General features: G+C 37.8%; 15 protein-coding genes. All 15 read right to left on the bottom strand.

Annotated elements, in window-relative coordinates; translation table 11 throughout:
• Window positions 1-14: 14 nt before the first annotated feature.
• The 15 genes from LHV68_09475 to LHV68_09405 all read right to left on the bottom strand — a co-directional run bounded on the left by LHV68_09475 (window position 15) and on the right by LHV68_09405 (window position 19,931).
• Entirely contained in the window at window positions 15-1,244 is a 1,230-nt protein-coding gene (locus tag LHV68_09475; GenBank protein ID MCB4792104.1) for a GDSL-type esterase/lipase family protein, read from the bottom strand.
• Between the two features lie 6 nt (window positions 1,245-1,250).
• Window positions 1,251-1,847, bottom strand: a complete 597-nt coding sequence (locus tag LHV68_09470; GenBank protein MCB4792103.1) for a Maf family protein — start codon at window positions 1,845-1,847, stop codon at window positions 1,251-1,253.
• Window positions 1,844-2,719: an AmmeMemoRadiSam system radical SAM enzyme gene (gene amrS, locus LHV68_09465; protein MCB4792102.1), complete on the bottom strand. Its 876-nt coding sequence runs from the start codon at window positions 2,717-2,719 to the stop codon at window positions 1,844-1,846. Before amrS ends, LHV68_09470 begins: the two co-directional genes overlap by 4 nt.
• A gap of 186 nt (window positions 2,720-2,905) precedes the next feature.
• Window positions 2,906-3,247: a divalent-cation tolerance protein CutA gene (locus tag LHV68_09460; protein ID MCB4792101.1), complete on the bottom strand. Its 342-nt coding sequence runs from the start codon at window positions 3,245-3,247 to the stop codon at window positions 2,906-2,908.
• Window positions 3,248-3,351: 104 nt separating this feature from the next.
• Window positions 3,352-4,185, bottom strand: coding sequence for a hypothetical protein (locus LHV68_09455; protein ID MCB4792100.1), 834 nt, complete (start codon window positions 4,183-4,185; stop codon window positions 3,352-3,354).
• Between the two features lie 2 nt (window positions 4,186-4,187).
• Window positions 4,188-4,700 carry a gamma carbonic anhydrase family protein gene (locus LHV68_09450; protein ID MCB4792099.1) on the bottom strand — a complete coding sequence of 171 codons (513 nt, stop codon included), beginning with the start codon at window positions 4,698-4,700 and terminating at the stop codon, window positions 4,188-4,190.
• Window positions 4,697-5,629, bottom strand: a complete 933-nt coding sequence (gene argF, locus LHV68_09445; protein ID MCB4792098.1) for an ornithine carbamoyltransferase — start codon at window positions 5,627-5,629, stop codon at window positions 4,697-4,699. The genes LHV68_09450 and argF overlap by 4 nt, the downstream gene beginning before the upstream one ends.
• Window positions 5,630-5,705: 76 nt before the next feature.
• Complete coding sequence (locus tag LHV68_09440) at window positions 5,706-7,322, bottom strand: hypothetical protein (protein ID MCB4792097.1); 1,617 nt, start codon at window positions 7,320-7,322, stop codon at window positions 5,706-5,708.
• 663 nt (window positions 7,323-7,985) lie between these two features.
• The gene (locus LHV68_09435; protein ID MCB4792096.1) at window positions 7,986-8,444 is read right to left on the bottom strand and encodes a DUF4238 domain-containing protein; all 459 of its coding nucleotides are present in this window, start codon (window positions 8,442-8,444) and stop codon (window positions 7,986-7,988) included.
• Between the two features lie 121 nt (window positions 8,445-8,565).
• Window positions 8,566-9,081 (bottom strand): hypothetical protein, encoded by a 516-nt coding sequence (locus LHV68_09430; protein ID MCB4792095.1) that lies wholly within the window; start codon window positions 9,079-9,081, stop codon window positions 8,566-8,568.
• Window positions 9,050-10,150, bottom strand: coding sequence for an ImmA/IrrE family metallo-endopeptidase (locus LHV68_09425; protein ID MCB4792094.1), 1,101 nt, complete (start codon window positions 10,148-10,150; stop codon window positions 9,050-9,052). Before LHV68_09425 ends, LHV68_09430 begins: the two co-directional genes overlap by 32 nt.
• Window positions 10,151-10,590: 440 nt before the next feature.
• A complete protein-coding gene (locus LHV68_09420; GenBank protein ID MCB4792093.1) occupies window positions 10,591-10,857 on the bottom strand; it encodes a type II toxin-antitoxin system Phd/YefM family antitoxin in 267 nt (88 codons plus the stop codon).
• Between the two features lie 84 nt (window positions 10,858-10,941).
• Entirely contained in the window at window positions 10,942-11,529 is a 588-nt protein-coding gene (locus LHV68_09415) for a lipocalin family protein (protein MCB4792092.1), read from the bottom strand.
• Between the two features lie 486 nt (window positions 11,530-12,015).
• The gene (locus tag LHV68_09410) at window positions 12,016-12,921 is read right to left on the bottom strand and encodes a PorV/PorQ family protein (GenBank protein MCB4792091.1); all 906 of its coding nucleotides are present in this window, start codon (window positions 12,919-12,921) and stop codon (window positions 12,016-12,018) included.
• Window positions 12,918-19,931: a carboxypeptidase regulatory-like domain-containing protein gene (locus tag LHV68_09405; protein ID MCB4792090.1), complete on the bottom strand. Its 7,014-nt coding sequence runs from the start codon at window positions 19,929-19,931 to the stop codon at window positions 12,918-12,920. Before LHV68_09405 ends, LHV68_09410 begins: the two co-directional genes overlap by 4 nt.
• Window positions 19,932-20,003 lie beyond the last annotated feature (72 nt).

Here is a 20,003-nt window from a genome sequence, read left to right as displayed (position 1 = left end):
CCGGATGGGTTTCACTATTTAGTACTGTTATTTTTTACAAAATCCTTGGCCATTTGCCGGTATTTTTTTTCAAAACCATTCAAATCTGTTATCTTAGATAATCCCAAAACCCTCTTGTAATATGTTTCATTAATAAAGGCAGGCGTAAATCTAAGCTTGTCAAAGTAATAGGTATCGTCTTTTAAATTCTTCCACTCCCATTTGTTTTTGCTTGCGATGATATTCTCATCTGCCAGCACCAGACAAACTGTTTTTGCCATTAAAGCATACCCCCTATAATCAGGGTGTACACTGAACGGAATTACAAGTTCTTCTTCGGGTATCACTGAGTTCTTAAACGCTTCATTTATATCGATCAGTAAAATACCATTCTTTGTTGATAACTCCTTAAGCCAGCCGTTAATGGAATTCATAACAGAACCATTGTTTCGCTCAGATGAGTGCATAACCTGTGTTAGTAATACAATCCTGCATTTATTCGCCTTTGCTGTTTCATTTATAAGCATTATATTTTTAAAAATAAAATTCCGCAGTTTATTTTCGTTGGATTTATCCATTTTTTGCACAAGGTCCCTGATGCCTTGTGCCCCGTTAAATTCGTTGTTAAAGCTTTTCTTTAAATTACTAAAGACATGAAAATTCCGTAAAATAAACAGATAGGTTTTCATAAGCCATAACTGCTTTAAGGAATGGAGGGATATGCCCGGCTCTTCATTGCGGCCTTCATAAAGGATTATAAGATCGGGCTGGTAATTTTGGATTTCCTTAACAAGAGAAATATCGCTGAAGGAATCCGAACGCATAAAACCTGCATTTATAACTTCTACTCTTTTATCCGGCAAGAGGTCCTTTAAATACAAGGACATCAGTCTCGGGTAAGATAAATATTTATGGAACGGCCAGCCTCCGGTCGTTGAACCTCCTACGCAGAAAATCCGGACAGCCCCTGGCTTTTTTTCTCTGCTGAAGCTTTCTGGAGTATTGTCCATGGAAATTAATTCTTTGTTGGTCCTCATCAGTATTGCCGGATTTTTTTCGGACCTATAAGCTTCGACAAAATAGTTTTTCCCGTTAAGCAGCCAGTCTAAATAAAGGTCATTTAAAGGCATGTAATTGTTCCTGATTATCAAATTACTTGCCCAGACAGTGCTTATTATAATAGCAGCGGCAATTAAATTTCCGATTATGATCTTATTTATGGCGTTGTGTGGTTTTCTCAATGACGGTTGGTTATTAGAATCCATGTTGGATTAGGATAATTTCCCCGGTCGGTATATTTTCTTTGTTACTGTCAGCTTGATCTTAAAGGCCCGTAATAAAGCGGCAAGTTTTCTTAAAGGCAGCCCGACCACATTATAGTAATCGCCCTCGATTTTTTCTACAAAGGCATCTTCCTGTTCCTGGACAGAATAAGCCCCGGCTTTATCCATATGTTTACCGGTAAAATTATTTATTTCCTCTTTGCTCAATTTTCTCATTTTAACGCGGCTGACTTCATGGCCTACTTTGTATTTCAGCGTTTTTGCATCGACTACAGCGACCCCTGTGTAAACCCTGTGATAGGTGCCGTTTAACATTGACAAGATCCTGAATGCATCTTTTTTGTCCTTCGGCTTTCCGATTATCCGGCCCTTTAAAACGACTATAGTATCGGCCCCTATTACCAGGCCGTCTTTTAATTTATTTCCGACAAATAACGCTTTTTTTAAAGAAAGCCTTTCAACTATTTTTGCGGGATTTTTATACCTGGTATTTTCTTTTATGCTGGCTGGGATAACCTTGAATTTTAAACCGCACTCCTTTAACAGTTCAAAGCGCCTGGGTGATGACGAAGCAAGGATTATCATGAAAGCTCTGAGTTTGAGACATTCCCTAAATGGACGAACTTCAGCTTCTCTTTTGCTATTTTATAGGCTCTTCTTAAGGTTTCAATGCCGGTCGTTTGAATATTCATCTTATAGTTCGGGAAATATCTTGAAAAATGAAGAGGTATCTCGGTGTTTAAACCGGCTAACCAGCCGGCAAGCTTTCTTATTTCCTCATCACTGTCGTTCTCACCTGGAATAAGGAGGGTCGTTATTTCCACATGTTTCTTCATCTTGACCATGGTCTCTACTGACCTTAAAACAGGAGCGAGTTTTCCTTTGCAGTATTTTTTATAAAACTCGTCATTGAACGATTTTATGTCTATATTTGCCGCATCGAGAAACGGTACGAGTTTCTCCCAGGGTTCTTCATTGATGAAACCGTTTGAGACAAGCACATTTTTCAGGCCCTTCTCTTTAAAAAGCTTTGATGTATCGAGCACCCATTCATAATTCATCAACGGTTCATTATAGGTATAAGCTATGCCGATAGAGTTATTTTCAATTGCATATTTTAGGGCAAACTCCTTGGTCAAGGTCCTTGTTTGAATGCCGTTAAAACTGGCCTGCGATATCTCCCAGTTCTGGCAAAAGTCGCATGCGAAATTGCACCCGATTGTACCTACGGAAAGTATATATGTTCCCGGATGAAAATGATAAAGCGGTTTTTTTTCTATCGGGTCAAGGTTAATCGATGTAAATTTATCATAAGTGAGGGAAAAAAGTTTTCCCGAGTGGTTCTTCCTTACCCTGCAAATACCGGTTTTTTCATTTCCTATGACACACCCGTGCGGGCAAAGCTGGCATTTTATGGTATCTTTGTCTTTTTGAACATAGTATAAAGCCGGAAACATAAGTTAGCCCTTAATTGATAATGAATAGTAGATAAAACTCTAAACACTAAATCCTAAACTCTAAATAAATTCAAATGTTCAAAACTTAAAATACTAAACAAAATCCTGTTGTTTTTTATTTTGGTTATTTGAGTTTTGAATTTGTTTAGGGTTTAGAGTTTAGGATTTAGAATTTAAAGAACAACATTAGTTTGTTAATAATTTACAGTATCTATTATTCACTGAATTTCGTATCCATTTAAGATAATCCCTGCTCCCGCCAAGTATCGGCAAAGCTATTATTTCAGGAACATCGTATGAATGAAGTTCTTTGACCCTTTTTATTATTTTATCAAGTTTAATTTTGACTGATTTGCATAGCAAAAGCACTTCATTAGATTTTTCTATTTTGCCTTTCCACCAATATATTGACCTCACACCCTTTAGGCTATTACCGCAGGCGCAAAGCTTTTCTTTTACAAGAAGGTTTGCTATTTTATCAGCTTCTTTTTTATTTGCACAGGTAATAAAAACCACTATATATTTCACCTGAAAATTTACCTCACTGTTATTTTAAAATTTCACAATATTGCTGTTTACTCAAATAATATAAAATTTTCACAAATTTCAGGTGACCCGCCGAAGCTGTGTTATCAATATGGCGAATAGCCATCCCGCTTAGCGGGATTGATAACACGGTTAGCGTAGGCGGGCAATTTCCTTTTTGTATATTTGCACATTTGCCTTATCGGGCAGCCGGTACAAAGAGGTTTTTTTCTGCAATAATTCTTACCTAACTCTACAAGCAAAGCGTGGAACTCATTATAGACCTTAAAAGATTCCGGCAGTTTTTTAAGAAAATACCGCTGTACTATATCGTAATCTTTTTCCTTTCTGCCGGTTATATGCCCCTCTTCGCCTTTACTCCCGTCCCCAAACCAGCCTACCCTTTTACCTATCCTCAGCGTATATGCGTCAACCACAAATACCGGTTTATTCGCCGCATATAGAAGCATCGAATCAGCAGTCTCCGGGCCTATGCCCGATAAAGACAACAGCTCTTTCCTTGCCGCTTCCGTGTTTTCATCAAAGAGCCGGCTTATTTTGCCTTCATATTTTTTTAATATGTACGACGAGAAGGCCTTTAGCCTTTCTGCTTTCTGGTTATAGTATCCGGAAGGCCGGATAAGCCTACAAAGATAACTTTTTTTTACGCTGTTAATTTTATTTACGCTTAATATATTACTAGAATTTAAGTTAACAATGGCCTTTTCCACGTTTTTCCAGGAAGTATTCTGAGTTAGGATCGCGCCAAGGCAAATTTCAAATTTTTTATTTTCTGTATCCCTGTTATATGATAATGGGTAATATGCGGGCTTGTTTTTTTCTTTAGCTTCACCTGTTCTTGTAACAGGCCACCAGCCTTGCGGCCCGAAATCTTTGAATAGTTTTCTATAAATTTCAAAAGGTGACCTGATTTTTGTCATGGTCAAATTTTACTTTTCTTATAAACTCTGGCAAGCTGTACGTATTCTTCGGTATTCTTTCTTATTCTTTTTATCTCTTCCTCCTTAACCTGCCGGACTATCTTTCCGGGCATGCCAAGGACCAGGTTTTTTGAACTTACATGCATAGCTTCAGTAACGATGCTTCCCGCACCTATTATACACTCATCTCCTATGGCAGCACCGTCAAGAATGACCGCACCCATGCCTATAAGGCATCCGTCTCCTATTTTACAGCCGTGTATAATAGCACCGTGCCCTATTGTTACACCCTGGCCTATTATTACCGGCTTTGAATGATTCGGATGAACTAATACGCCCTCCTGAAGATTAGTACGCTCTCCTACCAGTATCTCTTCTACGTCACCTCTTAAAACGCAGCCGGGCCATACGGAAACGTCTTTTGAAAGAGTGACCCTTCCTATTACCAGAGCATGTTTTGAGATGTAGGTTTGAGGATTTATTTTTGGTTTATGTGTATGATAGTTCTTGATCATTTCTCAGGTTTAAGCAAATGTATCAATATCGCCTTCTGTATGTGAAGCCTGTTTTCTGCCTGGTCAAGCACTACAGAGCTGGGCCCGTCAAGGACATCGCTTGTTATCTCCTGGCCCCTGAAAGCAGGGAGGCAATGCATTACAAGGCAGTTTTTTTTGGCAAGTTTTAAGAGTTCTGAGTTTACCTGGTAGGGTTTAAATACAACTTTTCTTTTCTTTTCTTCCTTTTCTGCACCCATAGACGTCCAGACATCGGTATAAATAAGGTCTGCGCCTTTTACTGAACGGCGCACGTCATCGCTTATTTCAATTTTTGCACCCGTTTTTTTTGATAGAGGAAGGGCCTTTGCTAAAATCTCTTTATCAGGGCCGTATCCTTTTGGCCCCACAAGAATAAAATTAAACCCCATTATAGCAGCTGCGCCAAGCCAGGAATTTGAGACATTGTTCCCGTCGCCCATAAAAACTACTTTCATTTTCCGCAGTTCTTGTGCTGAGCTTATTTTTCTTTTTTCTATCAGGGTCAGTAGATCTCCGAGTATCTGGCAGGGATGTTCTTTGTTAGTAAGGCCGTTGATCACGGGTATAGTCGATGAAGACGCAAAAGCTTCCACATCCGAGTGTTTTAACGCCCGGAACATAACTACGTCAATGTACTTTGAAAGGACCCTTGCTGTATCCTGGACCGTTTCGCCCCGCTGCCACTGCATATTCTTCACATCCAATATCAAAGGAAAACCACCCAACTGGAACATCGCAACTGAAAATGAAACAGAAGTCCTTGTAGAAGGTTTTTCGAATATAAGTCCAAGAGTTTTACCGGCAAGCCGGTTCAAATGCTTATGAGGTTTGACCTTTTTAGCAAGACCAAAAAGCGACCATATTTCTTTTGATGACAGGTCAAAGATTGATAGTAGATTTTTTGCCATAGTTCTCTCTTATTTCAAGAGGCTATTTTACTAAATAAATTAATAATTGTCCAATATCCGGCTATTGATTTTTGGATCACAATTGACCGTTTTCCGAGAACGAATCAAGAGAAACTACCTTAACCCACCCGTAACCCTGTTTTAGCTCATGAAGTTTATTAAAATCCGCTTCAGCGCCTTGGCGGTCATTCATTTCATATTTCACCAGTCCCCTGATAAAATACCCAAGATATTCGCTGTCTTTCATTCTTATCCCCGCGTTTAAACACCTAATGGCATCATGATATTTTTTCACCAGCCTTAGCGCCTCTGCTGTTAATACCAGATTAAAACACTCATCATCTTGCAGTTCAGATTTTTTATTTAAATACTTCATGCCCTCAAAAACCTCAGGGTCGGTTTTATACGCCGCCACTAACATTTGAACTAGCGCGGCAAAATCATAATTTTTATTAACTCTCTCTTCTCCGTTCAATATTTTTTTTGCCTTTCCTATCAAATCCATCCTGTTATGTTTTAGGACATCTTCAGGTTTAACTTCAGCAAAGCCTTCTTTTCTCCATTTCATATTATTATCAAGGATATTTTTAGACATTGCATCGTTATACTGGTATATTGCTTTTGCCAGGTTGTCAACATACAACCTGTAAACATAAGGCCAATAATGCACCTTATCGGAAAAATAATCAAAACCCGTAGACTCTTTCTTTCCGATCTCCATCAAGTATTTTTCAAAATCAAAGAGCATAACATTCCTATCTCTTCCTGCGACTTCCTTTAAAATTAGATTATTTTTCCATGCTCCCAAATTGCGATACCCTCGTCTTTTGTACAAGATTTCCGCCTCATGACTTTTTCCCATATTTTCAAGGGCTTTTGCGCGGGAAATATCATCGTTGCTCTTATTATTGAATATCATTTGAGGCCTATGCCACAATAGCCAATAGTTTTTGAATTTTTTTTCATCTGTATCATATTGATAATTAACTAATTTGATATTATTAGGCAGGGTAGATATTAGCAAGGGTATGCTTCGGCTTTTGGCAATACCTATCATTTCATATAATTCTTTGCAAAAATATTCAAGGCCTTTGTTTCTGATATCTAAGGAAGGTTTTAACCGGTCAGTTATTATGCTTGTAACCCAGAAAGAGCCTAATATGGCATATTTATACTTCCAATGATTTATTGTTTCTGGCACAAAAGGACAATTATTTCCCATCATTAAGATTATCAGGTCGGGTTTGTAATTTACAATTTCTTTTGCTATCAGCTTGATCCGGTAAGCATCATAGCCAGGCATGCCGCAGTTTATTATACTCCATTTATAATAAGGTAAAAGGCTTGAAAGTTTATGCTCAAAATACTCCTTTTCACTTTCAAAACGCCCTGCGACCGATTCTCCAATAATAAAAATCCTCTTTTCATTTGCAGGTTTTATGGCAGGAAAACTAGAATTGTTAAAAGCAAACGGCCTTTGTGTTTCATAAACATGAGTTTTATTGTTCTTCTTAAAATACGGCTCATAAATATCAACGTATTTCCAATAAATGTCATCATAATGATCGGTTTTGGACCTTGCTGCTACAGGAGGGACGCCTTTAAAAATCTTCAAACATAACTCACCGGCAAGAAGCCCGATAAATATGCCAACAAATATTAAGAGTAAACGCTTAAATAATGCCATTTTCATTTATGATTTTAGTGCCTGCCTTGATTTTCTATGGACATATTTTTATAATTTTATCTTTTTTACCACTTAAGAAGCAAGCAAAAATACTGTTTATGAAGTAGGAAAAGTTTGGGGGTAAATCTACGAATATGAGTTTTCTTTTAAAAGTTAATAGAAAAATATATAAAATTATTTATTTTGTCATTGTCCGGTTTGACCGGGCAATCCAGAATAATTTAGAATTGCCATTTTTCAATTTAATCCTCGGCAGTTTATAAATAAATATTATTTTATTACAATTCATCTATGCCTCCAAGTAACATATTTATTACAGTATGGCATAAATGAAAATTCGAATCCAAATCGTAAAATATTTTTGTGCTCTAAAATGCATTGAATTTACTTAGTTATTTCAAAGATCAATACCTAAAACGTTTGGACACTAGTGGGTTCCCTCCGGGTTGCAACTTCGAATCCTTACAGCAAATAGATTGCCCCAGCTACTCCACTTTTGGTGGAATATCTGGGGCAAAATACTCCCCTGGCTGAACGATGTTCGAACCTGTTTTGGAGACATTTCTATTCAAAATCGCTTTGATTTTACAACGAATTGGTGAAATTGAATAGCAATTTAGGTAAAGATTGCATCATCTTAAATCTGCTCAGTTTGAGATATTGTAAGCTTTAAACATATATTAAGTCCATCGTGTACTTTTGTATGTCTAAATACTCAAAGAATTTAATAAAATTATGATGCAATTCTGCGAAATTATTATTTATTACTGCTTTTACAGCTTTAGACCCATTATTATCTATATTACTAAATAATTTTTTTTCAATTTCATCATTCAGAAAAAACAGAAATGATGTTGTATATAGATCTTTTTCAAAAAAACAACTTTTAGGATATTGTTTTCGAACTTCATTCAATATCTTAATTTTACCATTTGGTAGTTGTATTTTCTTTGGCAATAAATCTAAATAAAAGTAATCATTTTCTCCAGGCAGAATAAATCCTCTTTGATACCAAATTGGAATATAATGATTATCTCTGCTTAATTTTGAAGTTATTGTACTCTGTTTCACAGGTTCCATATTAAGTAATCTATAAAACAATTTATTTAAATTCTGAATCAGAGCCATTTCCACCTCTTTTATACCTCCTTAAAATAAAAATCGAGCTGCAATAGGTATCCCTATATTCAGGACAACAATAGCAACTCGACGTTTTTAAGCAAGTTCCTGGAAATAGTTTACTTTTTAATTATAAAAACGAATCTGATAACCCCTGTTGAGAATAATTTTCCCTGAATTGTTTTTTGAATTGTTGTTTAAGTGGCTTTGTAAAACCTGCTTTTTGCAATAATTCTTCAAGAGAAATACCCTTTTCAGAACATCTTTGTTTTCCAAGCACCTTATACACAATTGCATCTCCTGAACAAATTAAAAACTCTTGAGATAAATCTTTAAATAATACGCATAACAAACTCAATTCTCCCGAATCTAATTTTTCGAAATATACAGGGTTGTATTTATTTTTAAATTCTATAGTTTCCGAATATGTAACATCAACTACTTTAATCTTATTGGCTGAGACATAACCGGAAAGCACAATATCATGCTTATTGCCAGCATCATCTTTATAATAATATATCTCATCCACAATTGCTTGAGATATAAGAATATCATATTTCTCGATTAATATATCCCATGAGCTTGTTCTAAATGCTTCAATAATTACCCCGGTATCACATAGAACCAGTATTGATTTGGATGGCATTTGATTCTCCGGGGATGTAATATTCATCAATTTCAGATATCTTGATACCGATATAATTAGCGAATTGTTGAGAAGATATTTCACCGTTATTAAGAGCTGTTACAGCAAGAGCTCTGTATCTTGAAGGCAAATCCGGCGGCGGTGTTTCACTTTCTCTTATAGGCAATCTCGAGTACTTTTTTGTTTTTTCTATCAATTCTTTAATTCCATCTGGATTAATACTGAAAATATAAGGAAGCCTATAGCACAATGCTTCAACCGAAACATCAAACTGTCTTGCAATAGCATCCAAACTGTCGACGCTTATTTTATTATCTTTTACGCAGCTTTCAACCGCACTTCTCAGTGATTCTTCAGGCATTAAAATAGCACTCGCAAAATGATTAGCAAATGTCTCTTCATCTTTCATAGGTGTGTTGGGAGTTTCAGACACAGGCCGAACCTTCCATGTAATTAGATGAAACAGTTCATGAGCTAAATCAAAATTACGCCTCCATTGTTTGCTGTCGCTGTTTAACATTACTGCCGGCCCAAACTCATCTGTATAGAAACAGGCAGATGAAGCATCATCTCCCAGTGGGTTGTAAAATATTTTGAGACCATACACTTCTTCCAGCACCTTTAATAAGCTCAATGAAGGATGGGCACCCAAATCCAGCTGCTTGCCTGTTTGAACAGCAAGTTTTCTTACTTCGTTGTAATCCTTAGGAAAGACTTGCGCAAATAATACATTAAAACTGTTCACACATGCCGATTTTGTCCAAACCTCAAGGTTTTTGTATTGTTTACATAATGTAGTAAATTTTGCTTCCATTTTCATACGTTTTGAATCTTCGGGCGTTTTTCTCCACAATATAATAGGTTCAGGCACATTATTAACATCAAGAAAAAATGTAAGTGGTTTTTCATATAATTTTGACAACTTATTTAATTGACTCAAAGAGGGTTCTCTTTTATCATTTTCAAAATCGCTTAGTGACGAAACACCAATTCCTGTTGATTTTTCAACATCTTGTAGTGTAAAACCAAAAGCCGAACGAATAGCTTTTAATCTATCATTTATTTTCATATTTTCTCCTTTACAGAAATTATAACTCAAAAACATCATTTTGTCAAGCTATTTTTTCTATATTGTAGAAATTTGTTAATCTCAGCGTGGTAGCTACCTATCTTTTTCAACACAGATCATCTAGACTATTTGAATAAATAAATTAAACTATTCTAGTGTGATTCCCGATTGGATGCATAAATGGCCTTGCATTGATCCATTTTACTAACTATTGAATTATCTGCTTTCTCTTTTTGCTTTTTTTATAAGCCTTTTCTCTTTCAATGTTTTCTCTGCTGTCTTTTTTACTTCTTTTCTTGCCTTCTGGTCTTTACCCATGGTTTTTCTCCTTTACTTTATTTTAAAGTCTACTACTAAATATTGTTTTTAATTTTTAAGTCTTATGTCAAATTCTTTGCTCACTAAACTAATTAACTAGCTCTGGAGCTCTTCATCCATGATTATATTAATTTTTCTATATCAACGAAATCTTCATTTTTGCTATTCAATAACCTTTCCTTTGCAATGACCCCAAGAATTATATCTTCGGCTATTTTAACCATCTTAGTCATCTTATTGTACTCCTTATTTGACATTAATACCACAACCGGTTTATGACTTTTTTCAATAATAACAAGACTTTCCCTAGTCTTGTTAAGTATTTTATCCAAATTGTCCCGCAGTTCGGACACCCCCACTAGCGTAGTATTCTCCTTAACAGTTATCATTATATTTCACCTATTTTCAGCAACTTTACAAAATATATCAGTTTCGATATTACGTCATAAACCCAAATATCTCATGTTTTTATTTTAATGCATCTTCTCGATTTTGCTTAGGTCGTAACCCTGAGCCTTCGCCTTTTCAATGATGGCATTGTACACTTCGGGCGACATGTCAGGCGTTCGTGATAGCACCCAAAAGTATTTCCGGCCCGGCCCGCCGACCACTGCGTACTCGTAGTCTTTCCCCAGCTCGATTATCCAATAATCGCCATAGAACGGCCAGAAAAAAGTGACCTTCAGCTTGGCATTAGTTTGTTTGTCGGCAACGTAGGCTTTGCCACGCGCGAGTTTTATCTTACCGTCAGGCGTGCGCCTGTGACCAGTGTTTAATACCTGCACTTTGCCGTTGTCGAGCAGCTTGTAATTGGCCGTACAGCTCACCAACCCCTTCTCAAACCAGTGGGTTATCCTGGCGACCTCGTACCATGTGCCCATATAGCGGTTTATATCCACGTAATCAACAGTCTTAATATCTGGCAACTTCTGCGCGCCAGTCACAATTGACGGAAAGGCAAACAAAGCGACTATCAGAATATATGCTTTCATCAAAACCGTCCCTGGATTTTCAATACCGTATTTCCTAACAATGTCCCTAAAGTCTCCTATAAAAGTCATGCTGTGTCCTTCCGTAGTTCCGCAAAGCGGGACGAAGGAGGGCCGGCACCATTTCGGCATAGGTGACAGCGTTTTCACCGTTTTTACTTTCTTTCTATTTTTCACCCAGAAACATTGAATAAATATTTTCTTGACTTATTGATGGCAATAATTTATTTCTAATTTTTTCCAATATCCTTTTGTTTCCCAACAACACAGCAATTATTTTGTAATGTTTATAAAGAAACGTGCCTGGCTTCACTAACTACACTAACTTAAATGTAGAAGTTTTTCTGGTTATAGCAATACTCTTTACAATCTTTTTCGCAAAAACAACATAAACCATCCATTCCCAATCGTTTATCGACTGAAAATAGATGGTTTATCGTCGGAACTTAAAGCAATAAACTCCCCTGGCTGAACGATGTTCGAACCTATTTCGGGGACATTTCTAATCAAAACAGCTTTGATTTTACAAGCAATTGGCTAAATTAATCGGCAAACAAATTAAAGCTTGAGCGAAATGCTTATTCTGTTAACATTACCCAAGTTTCCATAAGGGATGAATGCATAATCTATAATCCAGCCAGAAAAACTAAACCCTGCACCCATAGTTATACCGCTGCTTAAAGAGTTTTTGTTGTTATAACCCGCTCTAAAAGCAACTATATTATGAATGGTGTATTCTACACCAACACATGGCTGCAATTCTCCATCTGAGGATTTATTGACATCTGCTACAATAAGGAAGTTCTCATTTATAAACCTGGATGCAATACCTGCCTTAATGTTAAGTGGAACAGATTCAGATCTCTCTATAAATTTGATGCTTGGCCCTATATTTTGAACTGAAAGTCCCAGTGTTGTGTGGTGTTTTATCCGGAACTGTATCCCTGCATCCATTAGTGAGCCTTTAGCTACCATCGTTTCTATTTCTTCCTGAACCATTTTTGCATTAACACCTAACGAAAGATTACCGGCCTTAATGCCATAAGATATAATTCCTGCCATATCACGGGAAGTAAAATCTGATATTTTTACAGGATTACCCAGTGAGTCAATATCATAACCAATAAGGTCATTCATAGATAGATACATGGCGCCTACACCAAAAGTTCCATACCGTGTAGGGTAGCAGCCTGCAACACACTGCTCATCGATTTCTCCCAGCCATTGGTTACGCGAGAAACTCAATTGAGGTTTGATTGTGCGCCCAATACCAGCAGGATTCCAGAATATGGCATTGACATCATTGTCAACCGCACTAAAAGCATCTCCCAGCGCTGCCTGCCTGGCCCCGACACCTATTTTTAAGAACTGAAAGCTCGACGTTCCTGCATCATTGTCAACAGCATAAACCAGAGCAGGCAACATGATTATAGAAATGATAGTAAGAAGTTTTATTATTTTCATCGTATTACCGCTACCTTAACAATCTTCTTATCGCCTTTATCATTGATCATCAAACAAATGTAAACGCCGCTTGCAACATCATTTCCCGATTGATTTTTTACATTCCAGGAATATTCTCCGATATTGATGTCATCTTTTTCAAAAACAATTTCACCTGCAATAGTGAAAATCTGTATCCTTGTGTGCATTGTAAGGTTATCGAACTTAATATAGGAATGCCCTTTGCCGGGTTTGTACGGATTAGGATAAGCCCTTATGTTATCATAGGTTAGCGGCGGGGCGCTGAAAATGGCAAAGAGCGAAAAATGTGTTGTTATACCTGCTGCAGTCTTATTTTCTGCGTCTATCTGTGTGGGAAGCTTTTCCCACTTCCTTGTTTCTGCGCTGTAGGCAAATACTTTAAGAATTGAAACCGGGATATCAGTTCCATCCACAATTTTATCATTGTTATCATCATCGTATGGGATAACAAGGGTCACCTGGCCGCTGACTTTTGCGCCGTTATCAAGCTTTATTTCACGATACTCGTTTATTGAAACAACGTTTTCAGGTAAAGCTACTGTGTTTATGGGATTGACCGTTACGAATATTTTTGTCGCCACAGTATCAATTGCACCGTTTGGAATTATAACTTGCGTGAACGCATTTGTATTTTCATCACCTATTTTTACAGTAGTATCTATTGAATTATCTATTTTTTCTTTCTTGACCTGTTGTCCGTCATTACCTTTGGTTTCCATTACGTCGGGGTCACTATTATCAATTTCTATAGTGATATATCCGGGCGAGCAGTCGTTTACATCTTCAATATCGCATGCCACAGCCCTTAGCAAATACTTCCCCTGCGGCATACTATTTACATCCCAGTGCATGAAATACGGAGCATCATTATCCGGATTTGGATGGTTGACATTCGCAGCGGGAATTTTATGCCAGGCAGTTTCAACATCAGTTTTAAATTCAAAAAGGATATCTTTAGTATTTGCGATATCACCGGATACAACTTCTGCCATGACCATAAGCAAATTACCTGAAACTTTTTTTCCGTTCTGTGGTGTCTTAATAGCAGCTTTTACCAATCCGGACACATTCTTCAGAGCCGTTGCACTCACAAAGTTCTTGTTCTGTTCTTCATTTTCGTATGCATCCAGGGCGCGTACAACAAAATAATAAACTACCTTATTAGTAAGTTTTGGAGAAATCCATTGCCCATCTGTGCCTTTGACAACACCTTTAGGTGAAGAAAAATCAATAAAGTCTGGATTAGTTGAATAATAGATATTGTAATGGGAAATATCACCTGATGAAGAGAAACCCCAGGTTAAGAGGATTTTCGCGTTATCCAATGATTCAGTAGTTAGGTTTGAAACCGGCTGTGGCGGCGCTCTCTTGGTTTTGACAGTTATATATTTGCAAGGCTCCGTTATTTCCTTATCACCATTGTATGCGCGTATTCTGTAATAGTATGAGGTATCACTTACAAGTCCGGTATCGGTATAAGTTGTAACATATAAGTTATCCTGCCATGTTTTGGAATATGTCCACTCAAGAGTGTCTGTAGATCTTTCAACTGCGTAACATATTCCGTTGCCTTTCCAAGACATTTCAATGGATGTTATGTTCTTGTTAAGAATAACCAGTCCGGAAGGTATGTTCGCCTGTGTAAATACAACGCATGGATCAGAATTTAAAGCATTAATTTGATTAAAGACATGGGCATAACGGAAATAGGATGTATTTGGCAAAAGGTTTGATTCTATCCATGAAGTAGTGTTCGGAGCAAGTTCTCCGGAAACCATTACCCGTGATGAATTTAGTATTTTATACCCGTTCTCATTTTTGGTAGTATCTTCCCACTTCCATAGAATTGAGCTAGTTGAAAGCGCTTTTCCGTTGAAATATTTGGGAGCTGTTACCCCTTGATATACTTGAGCTTTCGATACTACGACATTTGATGCTTCAGACCAGTTTTGCACTTCATCGCAATACCAGTTGCGAAAATAATATTCTTTTCCTTGCTCCAGCCCCTGAACAGTATATGACGTACTTGAATTAGGCAAACCACTGGATACCGATACCGATATTTGAGCAGATTTGTATGACCAACCTACTGTTGAGAGTGTTGAATACTGTATCCTAAACTGAGAACCGCAAGAAAGTACACCAGTCCAATTATCATCTCCCGGGCTTGACCAAGTGAGGATAATTTCCCCCTCATTCTTGCCCTGTTTTGCTAAAAGCCCTGTCATTGAGGCAGGTGGAACATTATCCGCTGGCACAGGTATGGGAATGAATTTAATATTCAATAACCTTGCATCCGACCAGTCTGAATAATTGTCTTTATTATCTTTCGCCCTTACATGCCAATAATATGAGTTCGGCACAATATTAGTAAGTTTTATCTGTGAAACCACAGAAGTGGTAATGCAATATGAACCTTTGAATTGATTGTTAGTGGAAAGCTGCAGTTCATAGCCAGCAACTCCGGATACTGTATCAGTAGAATCTTGCCAATCAAAACTAATTGTTGTTTGTGCGGTTGCCCAATTATTAAGCGGACAAGTTAATATGGGAATGGACGGAGCAGTGGTATCCTGCATCGGTTGGAGCAAAAAATGCACCGTTACAGTAGAACCATTGGTTACACTATATCCGGTTTTTAACTGTGATTGATAACCTGAAGATGAGACGCTAAGGTCATAAGTACCGGTACCTAAAGTTATTAAATAATTTCCTGTTGCATTTGTTGTGGCACTTGATTTAACAACACTTGATTGTGATGCATTAACTATCGCCCCACATATCGCTGTAGTGCCATCTAATTTTGTCACTTTACCTGAAATTATTCCAAAAGTAGGTGTCTTTATTTTAATGTATTTCAATAAACCAGTCTCGGTAGCAAAAGCCCGCGTGCCACCTTTAGTCCCAGCACTACAGTAAACACCACTCCCAATAAATTCCTCTCCATTAAATGAAACATCTTTCATGCCAGAACTGTTCATTGATAAATATATATTTTCAGATCCATCAAGAGTTAATCCATAAGTAGTTTCATCAGTATTTTTTCCATCTTGTTTTACACATAAGACATTTCCAGCAAGATCTGTTTTTAGAATAAAGAAATCTACTCCTCCAATAATCTTTACTCCAACGCAACCTCTTGTAAATCCACATATGTAGATACTATTACAACCAATCGCTAACCCGGTTGCAATATCACTGCTTGTAGTACCGAATTGTTTTGACCAGAATTTACTTCCGGATGGATCTATTTTTATTAAGAGAATATCAATGGCTCCATAATTTTTGTTACCATCAAACAATCCTGCTGTAGTTCCTAACAAGTAAACGTTCCCTGCACCGTCGACTTTTACTTTACTACAAATATCTTCTACCTGCGAGCCGAATTGTTTACACCATACCATATTTCCTGAAACGTCATATTTTGCAACAAATATATCTTTTCCACCAGCATTTAAATTACCATTCAAATTGCCCTCTGTGCACCCGGCTATATAAATATTGTTGTATCTGTCGATTGTCAGGCATTGTCCAATGTCATCCAATGTTGAACCAAGTAATTTGGTCCATTTTCTATTTCCTGAATTATCGTACTTAATAAGGAATATATCCTTACCTCCGGTGTTTTTAATCCCATCCATACTCCCATTTGTATATCCAGTTACATATAAATTGTTATTACTATCAATTGCTATGCCATTTGCATAGTCTATATTTGAACTTCCTTTTTGCCTGACCCATTCATTATTGCCTGACGAATCGTATTTGGCAATAAATATATCACCTGAACCAGAACTTGTATTTAATTCGTAAGTTCCTTCAGTATTCCCGGCAATATAGATGTTGCCAGTATTATTAACTGCCAGCGAGAAACCAATATCATTAGCTGTTGTTCCGAGCAGTTTTGACCATAATTTATTTCCTTCCGTATCATATTTTTTTAAAAAAACATCTTTTTTCCCATGGTTATGATTTCCATCATAATTCCCAATTGTATATCCGCTTAAGTATATATTCTTATTGTAAGATGCTATGTCAAGAATAGCATCACCCCAGGCCATAAGATCCCATCTTGACCATTTATTTTCCAGCGCTTGGAGCCCAGTTTCTGGTTCTGGAGGAATATTTGGATTATCATCAGGCGGCGCAGTATCGGTAGGAGGAGAAACTTGAGTTAATTCAAGATTTACTGTTACAGTGGAACCATAAGTTATGCTATACCCGGTTTTTATCTGTGATTCATAACCCGATAATGATGCACTAACATCATAACTACCAGTACAAATAGTGATTGAATAATTTCCATCTATGTTCGTTGTAGCGCTTGATTTTAAAACATTTGATTGTAATGCTTGAATTATCGCACCTGATAAAACTGTTGTACCATCAGATTTAGTTACTTTGCCTAAAAGTATCCCATTTTGTGGAATCTGAGTAAGTGCAAAATTTACTGTTATTGTAGAACCATTGGCCACAAAATAATTACTTTTTGCTTGTGCTTGATATCCGGAAAATGACACGGCAATATCATAAGTGCCTGTTCCTATTATTACCGAATAATCGCCTGATGCATTTGTTATAGCGTTGGATTTTATGATGTTAGACTGTAATACATTTACTAATGCTCCGCTTATGGGTATGCCTTCTAATTTTGTTACTTTACCTGAGATTATCCCTTTTTGTGGAATTTGTATAAGTGAAAAATTAACTGTAACTGTAGAACCTTTGGTTACACTATAGGTGTTCTTTGTCTGTGACTCGTAACCCGATAATGCAGCACTAATATCATAACTCCCAGTACTAACCGTTATTGAATAATTCCCGTTTCCATCTGTTGTGGCGCTTGATTTCAAAAAACCAGATTGTAATGCTTGAATTATCGCACCTGATAAAACTGTTGTACAATCAGATTTAGTTACTTTGCCGAAAATAATTCCTTTTTGTGGGATTTGAATAAGCGCAAAATTAACCGTTACAGTTGAACCATTGGTTACACTATATCCGGTTTTCGTGTCTGAATAATATCCTGTCGAAAATACCTTTACATCATAAGTCCCTGTCCCTATTGTTATTGAATAGTTGCCTGTTGAATTCGTCGTTGTACTTGATTTTATAACACCTGATTGTAATATTTTTATTATCACTCCGCTTAACTCTGTTGTACCATCTGCTTTAGTAACTTTTCCTGATATCATGCCAATTTGAGGTTTTTGAGAAACCGTCATATTTGCTATCACGTTATCGCCATTAGCTACAACATTGCCTGTCTGTATTTGCTCATAATAACATTCAGATACTGCTACTAAATTATAAGTCCCTGGTGCTACTTTTAGTAAATAATTCCCGTTCTCGTCTGTTGTTTCTCTATATTTGACATCATTCGATCCTACCAATTCTACAACTACGCCTGATGCCGCAGTCCCATCTGGCTTCGTTAACCTGCCGCAAATTATGCCGTACTGGACAGACGGATCTTCAAGATCAACCTTCCTCACTCTGGGATTTCTAGAATATTCTGAAATATACACATTACCGGAATAATCTACTGCCACTGTCCCATAAGGACTCATAAGTTCAGACAATGCAGGATCTATCCCGTCTGCGGAACTATACCCTCCTCCTGCAAAATATGTCATCACGCCTGATGAATTTATTTTACCTACCCTATCATATCCAAGTTTACTTACATATACATTCCCGGACCCGTCTACTGCCACCCATTGAACCCTATCCAAGTTAACAGATGTCGCCATCCCGCCATCTCCTGTATACCCGGAACCTCCTGCCCCTGCAAATGTACTTATTATGCCTGTACTATCCACTTTCCTTATTCGTCTGTTATCAGCTATATATACATTCCCTGTCCCATCCACAGCTATTCCGTAAGGTTGATTTAACTTGGCTGATGTCGCTGGACCTCCATCACCGGAATATCCTCCTTCACCTGTTCCTGCTACCGTACTTATTATCCCCGCACTGTTCACTTTCCTTATTCGGTTATTATAACTATCACTTATATATACATTCCCTGACCCGTCCACCGCTATACCAAACGGCCTTGCCAGCGCCGCTGATGTCGCTGAACCTCCGTCACCTGAATAACCCATAGACCCGTTGCCCGCAAATGTCGTTATTATCCCTGAACTATCTACTTTCCTTACTCGATTGTTATAAGAATCGGCTATATATACATTCCCTGTCACGTCTACCGCTATTCCACACGGCCTATATATCATCGCTGATGTCGCTGGACCTCCGTCACCTGAATAGCCCTCTGCACCAGTCCCGGCAAAAGCTGTTATTATCCCGGCTGCATTCACCTTCCTCACCCTATAATTATCACCCTCAACTATATACACATTACCTTTCCCGTCCGAAGCTATCCCATTTACAGAGCCTAATTGCGCTGCAAGTCCATAGATCCCGTTTGCCCAGCTCCCTGTATATAACGTACCTGCTACCGTCCTGATTATCGGTTTTGTCGAGCTTTGATCTGGAACTACTACCGATAACGCAAAATTTACCGTCACCGTAGATGTCACTACATATCCGCTCTTTATCTGTTCCTGATACCCTGTATAACATGCCCTTACATCATATGTGCCTGTATCTACTACTATTGAATAGTTCCCGCTTAAATCCACCATCATGAACTTCTTTACTACACCGCCTTTCATTACCTCTATCAGCCCCCCGGGTATCGCCGACACCCCGTCCGCACTCGTTATCTTCCCGGATATCACACCGCTATACACCTTCGGCGCTAATGCAAAGTTCACAACCACATTGTCACCGCTGCTTATCCCTGTACCGATCTTTGTCTGCGTGTAGTATATTGCCGATGACGCCCTCACATCGTACGTACCAGGCGCCACTGTCATCATATAATTACCGTTCCCATCACACACAGCACTGTACTTAACTACACCAGACTGCACCAGCTCTATCACTGCTCCGCCTACTGTTGTCACACCGTCCAACTTCGTCACTATTCCACAGATAACTCCATAGCCGGCAAATACAACAGAATAAGAACCATATAATAAAAAAAATAGAGATAG

This window comes from Candidatus Liberimonas magnetica (genome assembly GCA_020523885.1).
Taxonomy (GTDB): domain Bacteria; phylum Elusimicrobiota; class Endomicrobiia; order Endomicrobiales; family JAFGIL01; genus Liberimonas; species Liberimonas magnetica.
The sequence above is the reverse complement of the archived record's forward strand: the minus strand, read 5'-3'. Positions and strand labels throughout refer to the sequence as shown.